Below are 16,072 nucleotides of genomic sequence, written 5' to 3' on the forward strand. Positions count from 1 at the left end.
CCCTATCCTGCACCCCATTCCAATCACCGGGGCGTGGTGCCGATGGCCCCCTCGCGGGGATCGATCCCAATCGGCGGAGCCGAGGTGGGCGCGCTTCTCCACGAGGCGAATGCCGCCCTTGTACGCATGACCGAATATGTCCGGCCCGGCCTTTCCGCTTTCGCCCTCACGCGGATACTCGAGCGGCAGGAGGCGCTGACCAGTTCGTCGATTGAAGGCACCCACGGAACGCTCGACGCGCTTTTGGCCGGAGAGGCGGATGGGGAGACCGAGGGAGATATCCGCGAGATCGGTGGGGTGACGCAGGCCATATCCCAAGGTCTCGACGTGATATCGAAAATGGGGCGCGACGGCTTCACGCTGGATCTTGTCTGCGATCTGCATCGCATCCTCGCCTCGAACATGGAGCGATACCGCGACACGCCGGGCGTGCTGCGAAACAGGGTCGTCTGGATCGGACCAATCGGCCCGACCCCCGACAACTCCAGCTGGAACCCGCCGCCGCCTGATCGCGTCGCTGCCTGTCTTGAGGATACACTCGCCTACATGCGCGCGGATGTGGAGGACCCTTCGCAGGTTTCCCCGATCGTCCGCGCGGCAGTTGCACATGCGCATTTCGAAGCGGTCCACCCATTCTCTGACGGCAATGGCCGGATCGGGCGCATCCTGATCCCGCTGATGTTCGCGGCAGAGGGTCATGCGCCCGTCTATATCTCCCCGTGGATCGAGGCAGCGGACCACAAGCAGGCCTATTTTGCCGCCCTCAAGGCAGCGCAGCAGCGGCTCGACCACGGACCGCTGGTGCGACTGATCTCGGAGGCAATTCTGGGGATCGAAGCGGAGTTCAAGGTGACGATGAAGGCAATCGCCACGATTGAGGCAGGCTGGCGTGAAAGAATTACCCTGAGGCGGAGTTCCGCGGCTGACCGGACACTCCGTTTGCTCCCGGCGTATCCGGTGCTCACGGCGAAAACACTCGCACAGCTTCTGGATGTCAGCTTCAAGAGCGCCAACGACGGGATCGGTCAATTGGAGAAGGCGGGCGTTCTGACTTTGAGGAAAGCGCAGTCGCGAAACCGCGTTTTCCAGTCGCGGGAGATCCTGAAGGTCCTGACGCGCCCCTTCGGGTCCGATCCGTTCGACCAAGACACAGTTTGAGCCGGGGCAGTTTCCTTGGCCCGCAGATCCGCATAGCCAAGTATCTTCGAAAAGTTGGTAGGAGTAGCGCAAGAGATGCCCGCAATAGGCGGACATCTTTCGCCGCGGTTACAGAATGGATTGCCCGGTAGCTTTCCAGTCGGCCAGGAAGGTGGCGAGGCCTTTGTCCGTCAAGGGATGCTCGGCGAGCTTCAGGATCACCGAAGTCGGCATGGTCGCCACATCTGCCCCGGCAAGGGCAGCTTCAGTCACATGGTTTGCCGACCGAACAGATGCCGCGAGTATCCGGGTGTCGAAGCTGTAATTGTCGAAGATCGTCCGGATGTTGCGGATCAATTCCATGCCGTCCAAGTTGATGTCATCCAGTCTGCCGATGAAAGGTGACACGTAGGTCGCGCCTGCTTTCGCGGCCAGAAGAGCCTGGTTGGCAGTGAAGCAGAGGGTCAGGTTTGTCTTGATGCCTTTATCTGCGAAGTAGCGGCAGGCACGCAAACCATCCACCGTGATCGGCAGCTTCACGACCACGTTGTGTGCAAGAGCGGCCAACACTTCGCCCTCGGCAACCATGCCTTCATAAGCAGGCGAAGCGACCTCGGCAGATACGGGCCCCCTGATCATGGAGCAGATGTCCTTGATGACCTCTTTGAAGTCGGCACCCGATTTCGCGATCAGGGTCGGGTTCGTGGTCACCCCGTCGACCAGACCGATCTTGTTGAGCTGATCGATCTCGGTGAGCACGGCGGTGTCGGCAAAGAACTGCATTTGGGCTCCTGTAAAGTCATGACAACAGGCTCGCCAAAGCGATTGAGCCTGTTTTGGTTGGCTGGGTTAAGGTGGGCGTGCGCTTGCGGGCTGAAGCGTAGAGATGTTCCGGGGTCAGGCGCTGAGGCGCTTTGCTGCTCCATCTGCGAGAGCCGTGAGGATGAGGCAGCAAGACGTAGCCCCTGCATCAAGGACGCCTCGCGAGCGTTCACCGAGACGTGCCGACCGACCGATCTTTGCGACCAGATCGATGGTGCTGTCGCGCCCCTTGGCGGCGGCGACCTTCATGGCCTCCAGAGCAGCGACATATCCCTGACCGGAGGCAATTGCCCCTTCGTAAGCTTCGACGGCGGGGACCAGCGTGTCCATCAGGGTCTTGTCGCCCACTTTCGCGGAGCCGATGCTTTGAACAGCCTCAAGTCCTGCACGCACCATTTTGCCGAAGGCCTTCTCATCGACATCTTCTGCGGCTTCGACACTTTCGGACATATCCTGGAACATCATGCCGTAGAGCGGTCCCATCGACCCGCCGATTTCGGACATCAGCACATCGGATAGTTCCGAAAGCGCATTTCCGAACGACATGTCCTTTACCGAGATCCGTTCCGCAGCCCGACCGAAGCCCTTGGCCATGTTGACGCCGTGGTCGCCGTCACCGATGAGGCCATCGATCTCGGAGAGGTATGCGCGGTTGGCCACGATCACTTCGGCAAGTTCGGTCACGATGCCAGCTGAAGCGGAATTCTTGAACGAAGGCATTTCGGACCTCAGAAGCCAGGGCAGGCTGTTTCCACAGCCAGCAGAGATTTCAGTTCCTCGTCGAGCGCCATAACGGTGAGCGTTGCGCCAACCATCTCCAGCGATGTGAAGTAGTTACCCACATAGGCTTTATGCACGACCAGCCCGCGCGCTTCGATCTGCTGTTCGATGCGATCATGCAGAACATAAAGCTCATTGATAGGGGTGGCACCAAGACCGGACACCAGAACGGCGACTTCGGTTCCCGCAGGCAGGTTATGGTCGTCCAAGACGACCTTCACCATTTCATCGGCAACATCGTTTGCGGGACGCAAATCCGCAACGAATGCCCCGGGTTCGCCGTGGTGGCCAATGCCGAACTCCATCTTTCCGGGTTCGATCTGGAAATTGGGATGGCCGACCGCAGGCAGGGTGCATGGGCCGAGGCCGACGCCAATGGAACGGCAGTTGTCGATTGCCCGCTGCGCGGTATCGCGGACCTCCTGCAGCGATGCACCGGAGGCAGCCTTGGCACCGCCGATCTTCCACATGAAGATTTCTCCGGCAACGCCGCGACGCTTTTCCATTTCGCTGGCAGGGGCGGAGCAGACATCGTCGTTGGCAACGACGGTCAGGACTTCGATCCCTTCCTTGGCGACCATCTTTTGTGCCATTTTGACGTTCATGTTGTCGCCCGCGTAGTTCCCGTAGAGAACAACGACCCCAGCGCCGCCATTGGAGGCACGGATGGCGTCTGCAAAGCTTTTGGCGGTGGGTGAGGAGAAGAGTTCGCCGACGGCTACGGCATCCACCATGTTGCGGCCAGTATAGCCGATGAAAGCAGGTTCATGACCGGACCCACCGCCCGTCACGACGCCAACGCGGCCCTGCTTGGGGGCGAACTGTGAAACAACGACCCGGTTGTTATTGGGGTCAATGCGAACAAGATCGCGATGGGCGCGCACGAAGCCGCGCACCGTTTCGTCGACGATGTCGTCGGGGTTGTTCACAAATCTCTGCATTTCCGTTCCCTGTGTCTTTGACGTCTGTTGCTGCCCGAGGCGCAGCGATCATTTCACGGTGTAGCCGCCATCCACGAGCAGATCGGCACCATTGATCATGTCAGCCCCGTTGGACGCGAGGAAAACGGCAGCCGCAGCAATCTCTTGCGGTTCGGCAAAGCGCCCTGAGGGGATGAGGGCCTTCATCGCTTCGCCCTTGGGGCCTTCCCAGGCTTTCCGACCCAGATCCGTCAGGACGACCGTCGGGGAGATGGAATTCACCGTGATACCGTGACGGCCCCATTCGAGCGCCAGTGTCTTGGTCATGCCGATGACGGCAAATTTCGAGGCGCAGTATGCAACGTGGCCATCGATGGCGACCGATCCTGCCTGCGAGGCCAGATTGATGATCTTGCCGTGTTTCTGGGCGATCATGTGGCGACCGACTTCCTGCGCCATCAGGAAGCTTCCGGTCAGGTTGATATCCAGCGTGCGCTGCCAAGCATTGAGGGAGATGTTTTCGGCGGGCGCGAGGTCCACGATACCGGCGGAATTGACGAGAATGTCGATACGGCCGAACTGCGCGACGACATCCCAGACGGCTTTGGAGACGGAACTCTGGTCTGCGACGTTTGCAGAGAAGGCCGCCGCATTCGACAAGCCCGCAGCCTTCTTTTCCGCTGCCTCCTTGTTCAGGTCAACGACGGCGACCTTGGCACCCTTGCTCGCAAAAGCGTCGGCGATCGCCGCGCCGATTCCCGAGGCTGCTCCGGTGACGAGGGCGACTTTGCCATCCAGTCCGAAATTGAAATCCACGGCAGGTGCCATTCCCGTTTCCTTTTGCATCGAAGGCCGGACCCGCGAGTAGCGGATCCGGCACGAGATGTTGGTTTTAGTGCTTACTGGCGCTGAGCAAGCAGAGCGTCGACGTTCTCTGCCGAAACCGGGGTCCACGGCACGTTGTACTGGGCGTCAGCACCGCCGTTCCACGGCATGTCGGTGTAGGTTGCCCAGATGTCCGACATCGGCTCGTAGTTGCCGTCCATCGCCTTGTGGATCGCGAGGTCAAGAGCGCCCTGTGCCTGAGCTCGGGCATCCTGCAGGATCGAAGCCATGTCGCCCGCTTTGACAGCGTTCAGCGCATCGGTGATGCCGTCGATGCCGGCGATGGCGAAGTCGCTGACGTTCATGCCAGCGCCCTTGATCGCTTCGATCGCGCCGAGCGCCATTTCGTCGTTCTGACCGATCACGCCGTCAATGGAGTCGCCGTGGGTCGTGAGCCAGTTTTCCATCAGGGTCTGCGCCTCAGCGCGGCTCCAGTTGGCGGTCTGCTGCTCCAGAACCTTGACGTCGGGGCATTCCGCCAGAGCCTTCTGGTTGCCTTCGAGACGCTGGATCTGGGCCGACTGGCCAATCGGACCTTCGAGGATCACGACGTTGCCTTTGCAGCCGATCTTGTCGAGGATGTACTTGGCTTCCATGTAGCCCGACTGCACGTCGTCGGAGCCAACGTAAGCGGCCAGCTTGTCGCTGTTCACGCGGGTGTTGGAGCCGATCACCGGGATGCCAGCGGCTGCAGCAGCTTCGACGGCAGCAGCGCCAGCTTCGATGTCGATCGGAACGAAGATGATCGCGTCATATTCTTCGGTGATCATCGTTTCGAACTGCTCTTGCTGGACCAGAGCGTCGTAGCGGCCGTCGAAGATGGTCAGGTCAACCATGCCGCCCGTAACAGCGGGATGCTCTTCGAGAGCTGCCGACCAGATCTGCATGAATTCGGCGTTCAGGCCATAGACGGCAGCGCCGATTTTCGGCTTGTCCTGCGCGTGGGCCGCACCTGCCACAAGGGCCATGGCCGTCGTCAGGCAAAGCAAGGACTTTTTCATTGCGCGTTTCCTCCCATTGGTTGCGCTGAAAGTTTGGAGTCGTCTCGGGGAGGGCGGCTCGCAGCCGCCCAGCAAGCGGCTATTCCCGCTTGTTCCGTGACTGATCGAGCATGACTGCTGCCACGATCAGAATTCCTTTGATGACCTGCTGGTAGTAGGACTCGACCCCCATCAGATCGAGGCCGTTGTTCATCACACCGATGAGCAGCGCGCCGATCAGGGTACCGGTGATCCTGCCCACGCCGCCTGCAAGGCTCGTCCCGCCGATGACCACCGCGGCAATTGCATCAAGTTCGTACGCGATCCCTGCCTGCGTCAGGGCCGACCCCGTACGGGCTGCCAGCACCATTCCTGCAAGGCCGGCCAGAACGCCGGAGATTACGAACACCCACATGCGGATGCGGCTGACGGAAATGCCGGACACGATGGCAGCGTGAGGGTTGCCACCAGCGGCGTAGACATGGCGTCCGAAGCGCGAGTGGTTCAGCACCCACCAGGCGATCACGAAGACCAGCCCGAAGATGATGACCGGGACCGGAATGCCTCCGATGTTCCCGGCACCGATGAAGCGGAATTCGGGTGTCAGTGCAGGCACAGGCTTGCCGTCGGCATAGAGCAGCGTCAGGCCACGGGCAGCAGACAGCATGCCGAGGGTTGCAACGAACGAAGGCACGTTGAAGCGGGCGACGACGATCCCGGACACGAAGCCGCACAGAGCGCCGACGCCGAGCCCGACGGCAATAGCCAGCAGGGCAGGGTAGGGGCCGCCTGCCACCATGGCTGTGGAAGATGTCGTCGCCAAGGATGCGGCCACGATCCCTGCCAGCGCGACGACGGAGCCGACGGAAAGGTCGATCCCGCGTGCGAGAATGACGAAGGTCATGCCAATCGCAAGGATGCCGTTGATGGCCGTCTGGCGAAGCACGTTTAGGATGTTGCGGGAGGAGAGGAAGTTCTCGTTGACGATCGCGAGAACGAGGCAGACCGCGATAAAGGCGAGCAGGATACCATAGCGCTGCATGATGTCTGCGGCGCTCAGTTGCTTCCTTGCCTTGGCTGCTTGTGTGGCGGTCATTTCAGTCTGCCTTTCAATCCGTCATGCGGCCAGATGGACGAGCTGTTCAGCCGTCGCTTCGTGACCGTTGAGTTCGCCTACGATCCGGCCATTCCGAACGACGAGAATTCGGTCGGCCATGCCGAGGACTTCTTCGATTTCAGAGGACACCATCAAAACCGACCCGCCTTCACGGGCGAAGTCAGAGGTGATGCGGTAAATTTCGCGCTTTGCGCCTACGTCCACTCCGCGCGTCGGCTCATCGAGGAGCAAGATCGACGGCTTGGTGAGGAACCATTTCCCCAGCACCACTTTCTGCTGATTGCCGCCGGAGAGGCCCGAAACGGGTAATTCATCTGATGCGGTCTTGATCGAGAACATTTCGATCATCTGTGCCGCCGCCGTGCTTTCCTTGCGGCGGCTCATCACAGGCCCGAAGCCGAAGGATGCGAGATCGGCCAAGCACAGATTGTCCCGAACGGATTGTCCGAGAACCAGACCGCTGCCTTTGCGATCTTCGGTGACCAGTGCCAAACCGTGGGCGATGGCGTCGGATGGACTGCGCAGCTTTACGGATTTCGATCCGATCGAAATGGTCCCAGAGGTTACATCATTGGCCAGCCCAAACAGGCTTTCGAGGATTTCCGTGCGCCCCGATCCCATCAGGCCGTAGAAGGCCAGTATCTCGCCCTTGCGAAGCGAGAAAGACACGTCCCGCACCGATGCTTTCCGGGACAGACCCGCAACCTGCAGTGCCATCTGATCGGTCGGCACGTTTTCCTTGACGTATTCTTCGTTCAGAGAACGCCCGACAATCATCCGGATCAGGTCCTCGCGGGTGATGTCTTCGAGGCGTCCCGAGCCGACGTGCGACCCGTCACGGAACACGGTGTAGCTGTCGGCTATGCGGAATATCTCTGAGAGGCGATGGGACACGTAGATGATCCCTTTGCCTTCTGATTTCAGGCGCTGGATGGCTTCAAAGAGTTGGTCAGCTTCATGCTCGCCAAGAGCCGACGTCGGCTCATCCATGATGATGACTTTGGACTCGTAGCTGAGGGCTTTGGCGATCTCGACAAGCTGTGTCTGAGATACGGTCAGGTCCATCATCAGAGCCGTCGGTTCGATGGCGAACCCAAGCCGGGCAAGAAGGTCGGCGGCCATCACGTTCATTTTGGGAAAGTCGATCCGACCGAAGGATCGTGTCGGCTCGCGGCCAAGAAAGATGTTTTCTGCGACCGTCATGGCAGGAACAGGAGAAAGCTCCTGCTCGATGATCGAGATTCCGGCATTCAATGCTTCCGATGGGCTGTCGAAATCCACTTCGCGTCCAAGGAGCCGGACAATCCCCGCATCACGTTTCTGGATGCCCATGACGATGGTGAGGAAAGTTGATTTGCCTGCGCCATTCCCCCCGCAGAGCGCGTGTACGGATCCCGGCTGGAGCGTGAAGCGACCATCCTTGAGGGCGGCAACGCCCCCAAATGCCTTGGCCAACCCTTCAATCTCCAGCAGCGCGGTCACCAGTACCTCCCGTTCATTTGATCAGTACCGTGGCATCTCCTCATACCCGATCTGATCATTTGAACAGACTATGTGCCTCCTGATACGCCAGTCAAGGGCGCAAATTGGAAAGTTCGTGTCGCTGCGGTGCAGAATTGCTCGCTTTCTGACGCGGACAGAAGCGGGTTTCTAAAAAATCTTGCTGACACTCCGCCCGCTGACGTTGACATATGAACATCACCGTATCAAATGATAAGACAAGTTTCTGCGGGAGGACCCAACCGTGCGTGTCGCGATCGGCTGTGATGAAGCGGGCTATGACCTGAAGGAAAAGCTCAAGGCTCAGCTTGCGCAGCTTGGCGCGAGTGTCTCTGACTATGGTGTCCAGGAGAACGAGACCGCCCTTTACCCCGATATTGCCTTCGCAGTTGCCGAGGCCGTAGCGGATGGGAAGCATGACCGCGCAGTGCTCATCTGCGGAACGGGCATCGGGATGTGCATCAGTGCGAACAAGGTAAAGGGTATTCGCGCGGCACAGGCGCACGACACATATTCAGCCGAACGCGCTCAGAAGAGCAACGACGCCCAGGTTCTCTGCATCGGCGCGCGTGTCGTCGGGCCAGAGCTGGCGAAGTCGATTGTCGAAGCGTGGTACCGCTCATCCTTCGAGCAAGGACGCTCGACCGCGAAGGTGGAGAGAATAGCGAGCTTTGAATCCAAGGGTGGCTGAGGTAAGGCACGCTTGCGGGCTTAGGGAGAGGAACGTCAGTGGCGAGCGACGAGTCTGAGAGCGTTGGGCTGCTGGCTGAAATCGCGCGGCGCTACTTCATCGAGCACGAGACTCAGGATACCATCGGTCGTGCCTTGGGCGTGAACCGCATGAAGGTGAACCGGCTGCTGCGCGAGGCTCAGGACCGGGGTCTCGTCGAAATACGGGTCAGGTTTCACTCATCGCAAACCCGGGAAATCGAACAGGAATTCTGTGACCGTTTCGGGTTGAAGAACTTGCTGGTCGCGCCCGATGCTCAGTCGGCCGAACTTCGTCGTTCGAATGTGGCGATGCTGGTCAGCACATACCTTGAGTCCAACCTCAAGGAGAACTCTGTCGTCGCTGTCGGTATGGGCCGGAATGTGGCCGCGGTTGCAGCGGTGCAAACGAATCGCACCTTCCAATCGATCAATTTCGTCTGCGGCAGCGGCGGCGCATCGGAAGCTGGCGAGGAGGGTAACGCGGACCATATCTGCCGTGCCCTCGCGCGTCGATACGGTGGCACGGCAACCACGCTTTACTCGCCAGCCTTTGTTCCGGACGCCGATCTTCGTGAAGCCCTGATGCAGCACGAGACGATCCGGCGTACAATGAACCTTGCCCGAAGCGCGGATTTCGCATTGATCGGGATCGGGGATCTTGGGCCTGACAGCCACATGGCGAGAATGGGCTGGTTCACGGAAGACGAATTCAAGCGGGCACAGGCTTCGGGCGTGGTCGGAGACCTGATGGGCTACGATTTCTTTGATCGCGCTGGCGCTCCATGCAATGCCGAAATCGGCGGTCGGGTTATCGGCCTGAGCCGCGATGATCTGCGCCTCATCAGCACGACCATCGCTTTGGCATCCGAGCCCAGCAAGGTGACCGCAATGCTGGGGGCTTTGCGCACAGGCTCGATCAATATCCTTGCAACGACGCTTTCGAATTGTCTGTCCGTGCTTGAACTTGCCAAGAAGGACAAGTGATTGACACGCGGGCTTCGCGTGCATTGGGCCGACGGATGAGCTTGCGCTGTCATGGCAGACGCGCGCGGTCCTTCATCCGGGCCTCCATCATCGCGATGAGACGGTCATAGGTCGCGGCGAGCCGGTCGAGGGCGTCTTTCACTGGATCCACTTCGTTGGTCCACATCCGCGCTACGACCATATAATGTTCTGACGCTCCGCCCCCGCCCGCCGACTTGATCGGGGAGGCGTGGTTCAGGATCGTCTCGATGATATGCACCGGAATGCCCGCCTGGAGCATGACGGTTGCCGCGGTCCGGCGCAGGTCGTGGCGCGTCCATCCCGAGGTTCCGGTGGCGGCCTGGATGACCTTTCCCGCGCGGTCCCAGTTCATTTGCAGTCCTCCGTTTGCGTTCGGGAAGACGAGTTCGGACGGCAAAGCCTTCATTGCGCGCGGCAGGCTTGCGAGAAGGTCCAGCGCTTTGTCCGACAGGGGAAGGGACTGCTTCCGTGGGGCCGTGCCGAACCCTTTCGTATCCGGCTTCATCCAGACACCATTGAGCCAGTCCACATCGCCCCACTTCATCGTCGTGACCTCGGACAGGCGTGCCGCTGTCAGCAGGACGAAGCGGAGTGCCACATAGGCGTAGTCTTCCTCTGGCGGCACCTGTGTCCTTTCGAGCGACGCGGGGCGCGGATAGGTGAGCAGAGGGTAGATTGCGGTGAATTCGGGGATCGTGAGCACCCGTGTCCGAAGGCCGGTGATGGTCGGATCATCCAGCTTCGGGTCGAAGACCTCGCGGATGTCAGGCGCGTTGAGTTTCGGCTGGCGGCCAGCGCCGATGGGGCGGAACCGTTTGCGGTGGGCCGCCCAGTTCAGGACGGTGGCAAGATAGGACATCGTGCCGGACACATGGCCCGACCCCGTCTGCCCAGTCTGGCGTCCCTGGGGGCGGTAGTTGGCCACGACTTCGGCAAGGTCGTGGGCGGTCAGGCTTTCGACCGGTTTGTCGAGAACGGGCTTGAAGACGGACTCGATGGAACGCCGTGCGGAAGATCTCCGGTTCGTCTCGCTGATCAATCGCCAGGATTTCAGGGTGCGGCTGAATTTGGCTTCGGCTTCAATCAGGAGTTCTTGCAGCGTGGTGGGGTCGATCTTTGGTGCTTCTTCGATCGCGATGGATACAGGGGTCTTGCCGCCCCCTCTGAGCTCGGATCGGATACGGGCGGCAGCGTCGCGCGCTTCCTTGACGGAGATGTCCGGGTAAAGCCCGATGGCGACCGTCCGCATCTTTCCTTCGCGGTCGCGACAGGCCACCACGAATGTCTTGGTCCGCTTTCCGATGCGGACCGCGAAGTCCGTCACCTTCGTGTCGCGGATCATGAGGCGCGGCCCCTTGCAGGTGGTACCGGCGACGAGTTTCTCGGTCAGTTCCTTCTTCATCTTCTGCCCTTCGGTTGGGGCAGGAGAAGACGCGATCAGGCCATGTCGAGTGGCCTTGAAGGCCACGGAGAGCACTCTGCCTGGACTTGCTTAGGACTTGAAATCGCGGTGGCCCGGCCGTTGATTCGGAGCCGGTCGGCGACTGTGGCGAGTTGCCCTGATGTGAATTTTAATCATCTTTTACAATGGCTTGATGCCAGTTTTCTGCGCGGCTTTCCCTAGATGGGTCAGGTCTTCTGCCCCGCTTGAAAATCCGCGTGTCGCTGGTTCGATTCCGGCTCTGGTTATATTTTATCGGCGAAGAAAAGCTGACACCTTTGCGTTGCACCTTCCAGGTGTGTCTTGTCTTGTTGGCAACTCACTTGGCGGTTCCAATCCGCCAAGTCCGCATGCCGCCTTACCAATCGAATAGGAAGCGCTCTTCCTCCTGCCACAAGCTCTTTTCAGCAAGTCTAGGGTCGACAGACACCGCGAAAAATTCGAACCCCACATGGCCCGTTCTTTTCCGGCATCGTTATCGGCAGAGTCCGACGCAGGTGCTCGGGCGGCGCGGTCCCTGCACGCATACTCTTCATCCAGCGGATATCATGCCGGATCCTTCCGGCTCTGATGATGTCACCGACCCCCGACGGCATCAATGTGCCAAGGTAGGTCTGCGAAGATCCACAGAGGGGAGCGGTGACATCATCAGAGACACGAAAATCCGTCGTTCAGCGCAACTGCTCAAGAGGAAAGATATCACCACCAATCTCAAGCCTAACCTCGCTACGACTTTGGCACGACCTTAGGCTCAAAGTTGATTCCCAAACTGACGATGCGACTTCCGTCTTTATGCCGTGTCGAACAGACCAGTCCCGGATACCCTGCCGCTGCGTTCGATGAACAGGACGCTCATCCCGACGTCCCGCGCAATCTCCAGCCCGCGGTCCACGCCACGCACCATCAGCGCCGTCGCCATCGCATCGGCCAGCATGCAGGACCGGCCCAGCACCGTGACCGAAGCCGGGGAGCTGGTCAGGGGCGCGCCGGCTTCAGGGTGCATCGTATGGGCAAGGCGCTGCCCTTTCACGGTGACGAAATGGCGATAGTCGCCCGAGGTGGCGACCGCCAAATCAGCAAGGGTCAGACGGGAATGCGCCCCCCGCACCGCGCCGTCGGGCGCGTCGATACCGACCTGCCACGCCTGCCCGTCAGCCCGCGTGCCGATGGCTCGCAACTCGCCGTCGATGGAGCAGAGCGCATGGGCCACGCCATGCGCCTGCGCCACCTCTGCCAGTCGGTCGACGCCATAACCCTTTGCAATGCCTGATAGATCAAGCGCAAGCGGCGCGGTCTTGCGCGCCATCCCCGCCGCAGGATCAAGTTCCAGCGCCTGCGCCGCGCGGATGCGCCTGGCGGCGCGAGCGGCCTGTATCGCGGACAGGTCGATCGGTGCAGGGCCGAACCCCCAGGCGCGGACCGCGTCGCCGACATTCATCTCGAAGGCTCCTTCGCTGGCCTGGCTGACGGCCAGCCCTGCTTCCAGCACCGTCAGAAGGGCCGCGGGCAAGGGAAGCCACGGGCCGACCGGGGCCGCGTTGAAGCGCATGAGCGCGCTGTCGGGGGACCAAGTGGACATCTGGCTGTCGACCTCGTCCACCGCGGCCTGAAAATCGGCCTGCAACGCGTCACTGTCGGCGGCGGAGAGCATAGAATCCGCGAGGATGCGCCATTCGGTGCCCATCGTGCGCCCGGAAAAGACTTGCAAGGAACCATCAGTAGCTGTCTTCGGCATAGCGTCCCCCGGCCTTCAGGCTGTTGGGTGACTGACCCAGCGGGGCCAAGATTTCCACAAGCGCCTCGCGCACCCCTTGCGCCATGTCGCGCCCCCCGCAGACCATGACGCCTGCCCCTTTCGACACGAGGTCGCGGAGGCAGTCGGCATCGGCGCGCAGGCGGTCTTGCACATGCTGGCGGGCGGCGGTGCGGGAAAAGGCGGTGGCGACGGTGGTGACGCGCCCCTCGGCCGCCCATCGGTCCAGCGCGTCGGCGTATAGGAAATCGGCATCCGGGTGGCGCGCGCCGAACCACAGGTGGATCGGCCGTCCGCGATCATTCGCGCGGATGAACCCGGCCAGCGGCCCAATGCCCGTCCCCGCCCCGACAAGGATCAGCGGGGCCTCGCCGCGATCCGGCTGAAAGCCGGGATTGCGCCGGATGAAGCCCCGGACCACGTCACCCGGCTGCAGTTCGATCAGCTGCCCAGAACACAGCCCACCGGGATGCTTTCGCACCACAATCTCGGCAAAGCCGTCCCAATGGCCAGAGGCCAGCGAGTAGTAGCGCGGCACGCTGCTGCCTTCCGGCAGGATGCCCAACAGATCGCCGGGGCGGAAATTCAGCCGTCCCGTCACGCGGTCGAGGATCGACCCGCGCGGCAGGGCAAAGCGCAGGATGGCGGTCGGGGCCTGCACGGCCTCGCCATGATCCTTGCGCGCGGTCAGGGTCAGCGGCAGGCCGCGCGGCGGTTCCGGCTGGTGCAGGATGTCGAGCGGCTGCCCGATTGCCGCGCCGAAAGCGCGCGACCAGCGGGCGAAGCCCTGCGCAGATTGGCGGTCGATCCGGTCTAGCGGCAGCAGCATCTGCCAGCCGGCGGCGGTTGCCGTTGTCTCGATGGCCTCGGCAAAGGCGCAGAAGGCGGGGAAGCTGCGGTCGCCGAAGCCGAGGATGGCAAGATGGGCGTCAGGATGCGGCGTTGCTGCGGCGATCCGGGCAAGCGCGCCCTGCGCGGCGGCGGGGGGCGCGCCGTCGCCCCAGGTCGCGGCCATGATCACGATCCGGCGCGCCTTGGCATAGGTGGCGGGGGCGAGGTCCGCCAGCGCGGCTAGGTGGACGGTCCCGCCGCCCGCCTGCAGCGCCGATCCCAGCGCCTTGGCAAAGCCCCAGGTGCTGCCCCCTTCGCTGGCGACAAGGATCACCGTCTCGGCCCGGTCGGCGCGCACCATGCCCGGCAGGCTGGGCCGATTCCTGCGCCGCCGCAGCCAGATCATCCCCCCCGTCACGGCAAGCACGGGCGCGGCCAGCGTCAGCAGACCCAGGATCGCCCCCCAGACCGCCGCGCCCTCGCCCGTATGCAGCAGATAGATCCATTCCCCGATCCGCGCCCAAGGCCCGGGCGTTTCCCAGACCAGCAGTTCGCCTGTGCCCTGATCGACGAAACCCGACCCCTGCGCCGTGGTCACGGCAAAGGCATCGGTCGCATCGCCCGCATAGGGAAAGGTCAGGTCGCGCAGCGCCGTCACCGGGATGGCGGCCAAAGCGGGCATGTCGGCGGGGGAAAGCCCCGTCGCGCCACTGACCTGCGCTGGAAGGATCGGGTTCGCCTCATCCGAGGGCAGAAGGTCGAAGGTGGAGGCCGTCATCCATAGCCCGGTCAGCGACGACAGCATCAGCGTCAGAACCGCGATCCGCGCGATCTCGCCATGCCAGCGCCCCGCCGCCGGGCCGCGCATGGGCGTGAACCAGCGCGCCCATCCGCCCTGCCTGCGCGCGACCAGCGCCATGCCCGAGACGGCCAGCACCAGCATCACCAGCGCACCGACGGCGGTGGTCCACCTGCCCGTATCCTCCATCAGCAGGGCGCGGTGGAAATCGGTCAACCACGCCCGCAGCGCCGACCCATCCGCGCTGGCGGCATCGCCTCCGGTGGCCGGGTCGATGACCGCCGCCCCCGGCTGATTGCCGTCGAACCAATAGGCCGTGATCCGCCCCGAGGGTCCGCGGCGGATCTGCTCCACCGTCGGATGCGCCACCTGAACCTTGGCGGCAAGTTCCGCCACGCTTTGCCCCTCGACCGAGGCGGGTGCCGTCAGCCCCTCCACCGCCGGAAAGACCGACAGCGCCGCGCCGCTGATCGACAGGGCAAGCAACAGGATGGCGGCCAGCAGACCCGGCCAGCGGTGAAGGGAGCGGAGCATGGTTCGGCCCTCAGAAGGCGTAGGTGAAATCGGCGACGTAGCGGCGGCCCGGCACGGCCTGTCCGGCCCCTGCTGCGGTCAGCGGAACGGCGATCTCGTTCGGGCTGTCGCGCATGTCTTCCACCGCGGCGTCGATGTGCAGCACATAACCCGCATCGAACAGCGCATCGGCAAGGTCCATCGTCAGCTCAAGCTGGCCGCCCGCGCCGACGCTGGCCCCAGTGATCCCGTCCACCTGCGCGACATCCCCGCCGGTGAAGGCGGTCCAATCCGACAGGTGGCGGTAGTATTTCGACTTGCCCCCCGCCATCCACAGGCTGCCCGCATAGGCCCCTGCGGGATCGGTGACATAGATGGCCAGATAGGCCCCCCGCCCGCCGTAATCGGACAGGTTGGTGGTCAGCGTGACGGGACGGGCCAGCGCCAGCCCGGGGGCGATCAGCGCGGTGGTCAGGGCCATTGCGGCAAGAAGCGGTTTCATCCTGTCTCTCCGTTCAGTTCGAGATGACCTTCGGCGCGGTGCCGTCGGTGAAAAGTCCATTCCTGGGCGGCGTGACGGTGCCAGCCCGCGCCGGATTGCCGGCACCGCCGGGCAGGCAGCCGCCCGCGTCATCGTCCTCCTCGCCGCAATCGTCATCGTCATCCTCGTCATCGTCGGAGGAGAACCAGCCGCCGTCGTCGTCATCCTCGCCCTCTTCGTCATCGTCGACGAGGATGGGCCGCGCGGCATCCGCCTGCGCGCTCGTCGCCTCTTCGAAGACGAAGGCATGGGCGGTGACGGGCGCGCCACCGGCGAAGGCACCGCCCGCAAGGCAGATCGCGCTGCTGGCAAGAAGAAGTGCAAAACCGTGTTTCAT

15 protein-coding genes are annotated in these 16,072 nt (G+C 62.3%); 3 read left to right on the forward strand and 12 right to left on the reverse strand.

What is annotated here, in order from left to right; translation table 11 throughout:
- Positions 1–42: 42 nt before the first annotated feature.
- Positions 43–1,158, forward strand: coding sequence for a Fic family protein (locus tag TabM4_RS21145; protein WP_434622828.1), 1,116 nt, complete (start codon positions 43–45; stop codon positions 1,156–1,158).
- A 108-nt stretch (positions 1,159–1,266) separates the two neighbouring features.
- Here the strand turns inward: TabM4_RS21145 and fsa are convergent, their stop codons facing one another.
- The 7 genes from fsa to TabM4_RS21180 form a co-directional block, all read right to left on the reverse strand.
- On the reverse strand, positions 1,267–1,920 hold the full coding sequence (gene fsa, locus TabM4_RS21150) for a fructose-6-phosphate aldolase (RefSeq protein ID WP_434622242.1): 654 nt from the start codon (positions 1,918–1,920) through the stop codon (positions 1,267–1,269).
- Between the two features lie 114 nt (positions 1,921–2,034).
- The gene (dhaL, locus tag TabM4_RS21155) at positions 2,035–2,679 is read right to left on the reverse strand and encodes a dihydroxyacetone kinase subunit DhaL (RefSeq protein ID WP_434622244.1); all 645 of its coding nucleotides are present in this window, start codon (positions 2,677–2,679) and stop codon (positions 2,035–2,037) included.
- 8 nt (positions 2,680–2,687) lie between these two features.
- On the reverse strand, positions 2,688–3,680 hold the full coding sequence (locus TabM4_RS21160; protein WP_434622246.1) for a dihydroxyacetone kinase subunit DhaK: 993 nt from the start codon (positions 3,678–3,680) through the stop codon (positions 2,688–2,690).
- Positions 3,681–3,728: 48 nt separating this feature from the next.
- On the reverse strand, positions 3,729–4,487 hold the full coding sequence (locus TabM4_RS21165) for a GolD/DthD family dehydrogenase (RefSeq protein ID WP_434622248.1): 759 nt from the start codon (positions 4,485–4,487) through the stop codon (positions 3,729–3,731).
- Between the two features lie 71 nt (positions 4,488–4,558).
- Entirely contained in the window at positions 4,559–5,545 is a 987-nt protein-coding gene (locus TabM4_RS21170) for a substrate-binding domain-containing protein (protein ID WP_434622250.1), read from the reverse strand.
- Positions 5,546–5,624: 79 nt separating this feature from the next.
- Entirely contained in the window at positions 5,625–6,620 is a 996-nt protein-coding gene (locus TabM4_RS21175) for an ABC transporter permease (protein ID WP_434622252.1), read from the reverse strand.
- Positions 6,621–6,641: 21 nt separating this feature from the next.
- Positions 6,642–8,123, reverse strand: coding sequence for a sugar ABC transporter ATP-binding protein (locus tag TabM4_RS21180; RefSeq protein ID WP_434622254.1), 1,482 nt, complete (start codon positions 8,121–8,123; stop codon positions 6,642–6,644).
- Between the two features lie 262 nt (positions 8,124–8,385).
- Between TabM4_RS21180 and rpiB the strand changes: the two genes are divergently transcribed.
- Entirely contained in the window at positions 8,386–8,832 is a 447-nt protein-coding gene (rpiB, locus tag TabM4_RS21185) for a ribose 5-phosphate isomerase B (protein WP_434622256.1), read from the forward strand.
- A 38-nt stretch (positions 8,833–8,870) separates the two neighbouring features.
- The gene (locus TabM4_RS21190; protein ID WP_434622258.1) at positions 8,871–9,836 is read left to right on the forward strand and encodes a sugar-binding transcriptional regulator; all 966 of its coding nucleotides are present in this window, start codon (positions 8,871–8,873) and stop codon (positions 9,834–9,836) included.
- 49 nt (positions 9,837–9,885) lie between these two features.
- Here TabM4_RS21190 and TabM4_RS21195 read toward each other — a convergent pair whose 3' ends face one another.
- The 5 genes from TabM4_RS21195 to TabM4_RS21215 form a co-directional block, all read right to left on the reverse strand.
- On the reverse strand, positions 9,886–11,259 hold the full coding sequence (locus tag TabM4_RS21195) for a tyrosine-type recombinase/integrase (RefSeq protein ID WP_434622260.1): 1,374 nt from the start codon (positions 11,257–11,259) through the stop codon (positions 9,886–9,888).
- Positions 11,260–12,088: 829 nt separating this feature from the next.
- Positions 12,089–12,982: an FAD:protein FMN transferase gene (locus TabM4_RS21200; protein WP_434622262.1), complete on the reverse strand. Its 894-nt coding sequence runs from the start codon at positions 12,980–12,982 to the stop codon at positions 12,089–12,091.
- A 31-nt stretch (positions 12,983–13,013) separates the two neighbouring features.
- Entirely contained in the window at positions 13,014–15,215 is a 2,202-nt protein-coding gene (locus TabM4_RS21205) for a PepSY domain-containing protein (RefSeq protein ID WP_434622264.1), read from the reverse strand.
- A 10-nt stretch (positions 15,216–15,225) separates the two neighbouring features.
- Complete coding sequence (locus TabM4_RS21210; protein WP_434622266.1) at positions 15,226–15,696, reverse strand: DUF2271 domain-containing protein; 471 nt, start codon at positions 15,694–15,696, stop codon at positions 15,226–15,228.
- A gap of 13 nt (positions 15,697–15,709) precedes the next feature.
- Entirely contained in the window at positions 15,710–16,072 is a 363-nt protein-coding gene (locus TabM4_RS21215) for a hypothetical protein (RefSeq protein WP_434622268.1), read from the reverse strand.

The organism is Tabrizicola sp. M-4 (assembly GCF_051132405.1).
In the GTDB taxonomy this organism is placed as follows: Bacteria; Pseudomonadota; Alphaproteobacteria; order Rhodobacterales; family Rhodobacteraceae; genus Paragemmobacter.

Bases quoted from the DNA above. Each gene is read 5' to 3' on its own strand.
- TabM4_RS21145 (WP_434622828.1), top strand. From the start codon at position 43: ATGGCCCCCTCGCGGGGATCGATCCCAATCGGCGGAGCCGAGGTGGGC.
- fsa (WP_434622242.1), bottom strand. From the start codon at position 1,920: ATGCAGTTCTTTGCCGACACCGCCGTGCTCACCGAGATCGATCAGCTC.
- dhaL (WP_434622244.1), bottom strand. From the start codon at position 2,679: ATGCCTTCGTTCAAGAATTCCGCTTCAGCTGGCATCGTGACCGAACTT.
- TabM4_RS21160 (WP_434622246.1), bottom strand. From the start codon at position 3,680: ATGCAGAGATTTGTGAACAACCCCGACGACATCGTCGACGAAACGGTG.
- TabM4_RS21165 (WP_434622248.1), bottom strand. From the start codon at position 4,487: ATGGCACCTGCCGTGGATTTCAATTTCGGACTGGATGGCAAAGTCGCC.
- TabM4_RS21170 (WP_434622250.1), bottom strand. From the start codon at position 5,545: ATGAAAAAGTCCTTGCTTTGCCTGACGACGGCCATGGCCCTTGTGGCA.
- TabM4_RS21175 (WP_434622252.1), bottom strand. From the start codon at position 6,620: ATGACCGCCACACAAGCAGCCAAGGCAAGGAAGCAACTGAGCGCCGCA.
- TabM4_RS21195 (WP_434622260.1), bottom strand. From the start codon at position 11,259: ATGAAGAAGGAACTGACCGAGAAACTCGTCGCCGGTACCACCTGCAAG.
- TabM4_RS21200 (WP_434622262.1), bottom strand. From the start codon at position 12,982: ATGGGCACCGAATGGCGCATCCTCGCGGATTCTATGCTCTCCGCCGCC.
- TabM4_RS21205 (WP_434622264.1), bottom strand. From the start codon at position 15,215: ATGCTCCGCTCCCTTCACCGCTGGCCGGGTCTGCTGGCCGCCATCCTG.
- TabM4_RS21210 (WP_434622266.1), bottom strand. From the start codon at position 15,696: ATGAAACCGCTTCTTGCCGCAATGGCCCTGACCACCGCGCTGATCGCC.
- TabM4_RS21215 (WP_434622268.1), bottom strand. From the start codon at position 16,072: ATGAAACACGGTTTTGCACTTCTTCTTGCCAGCAGCGCGATCTGCCTT.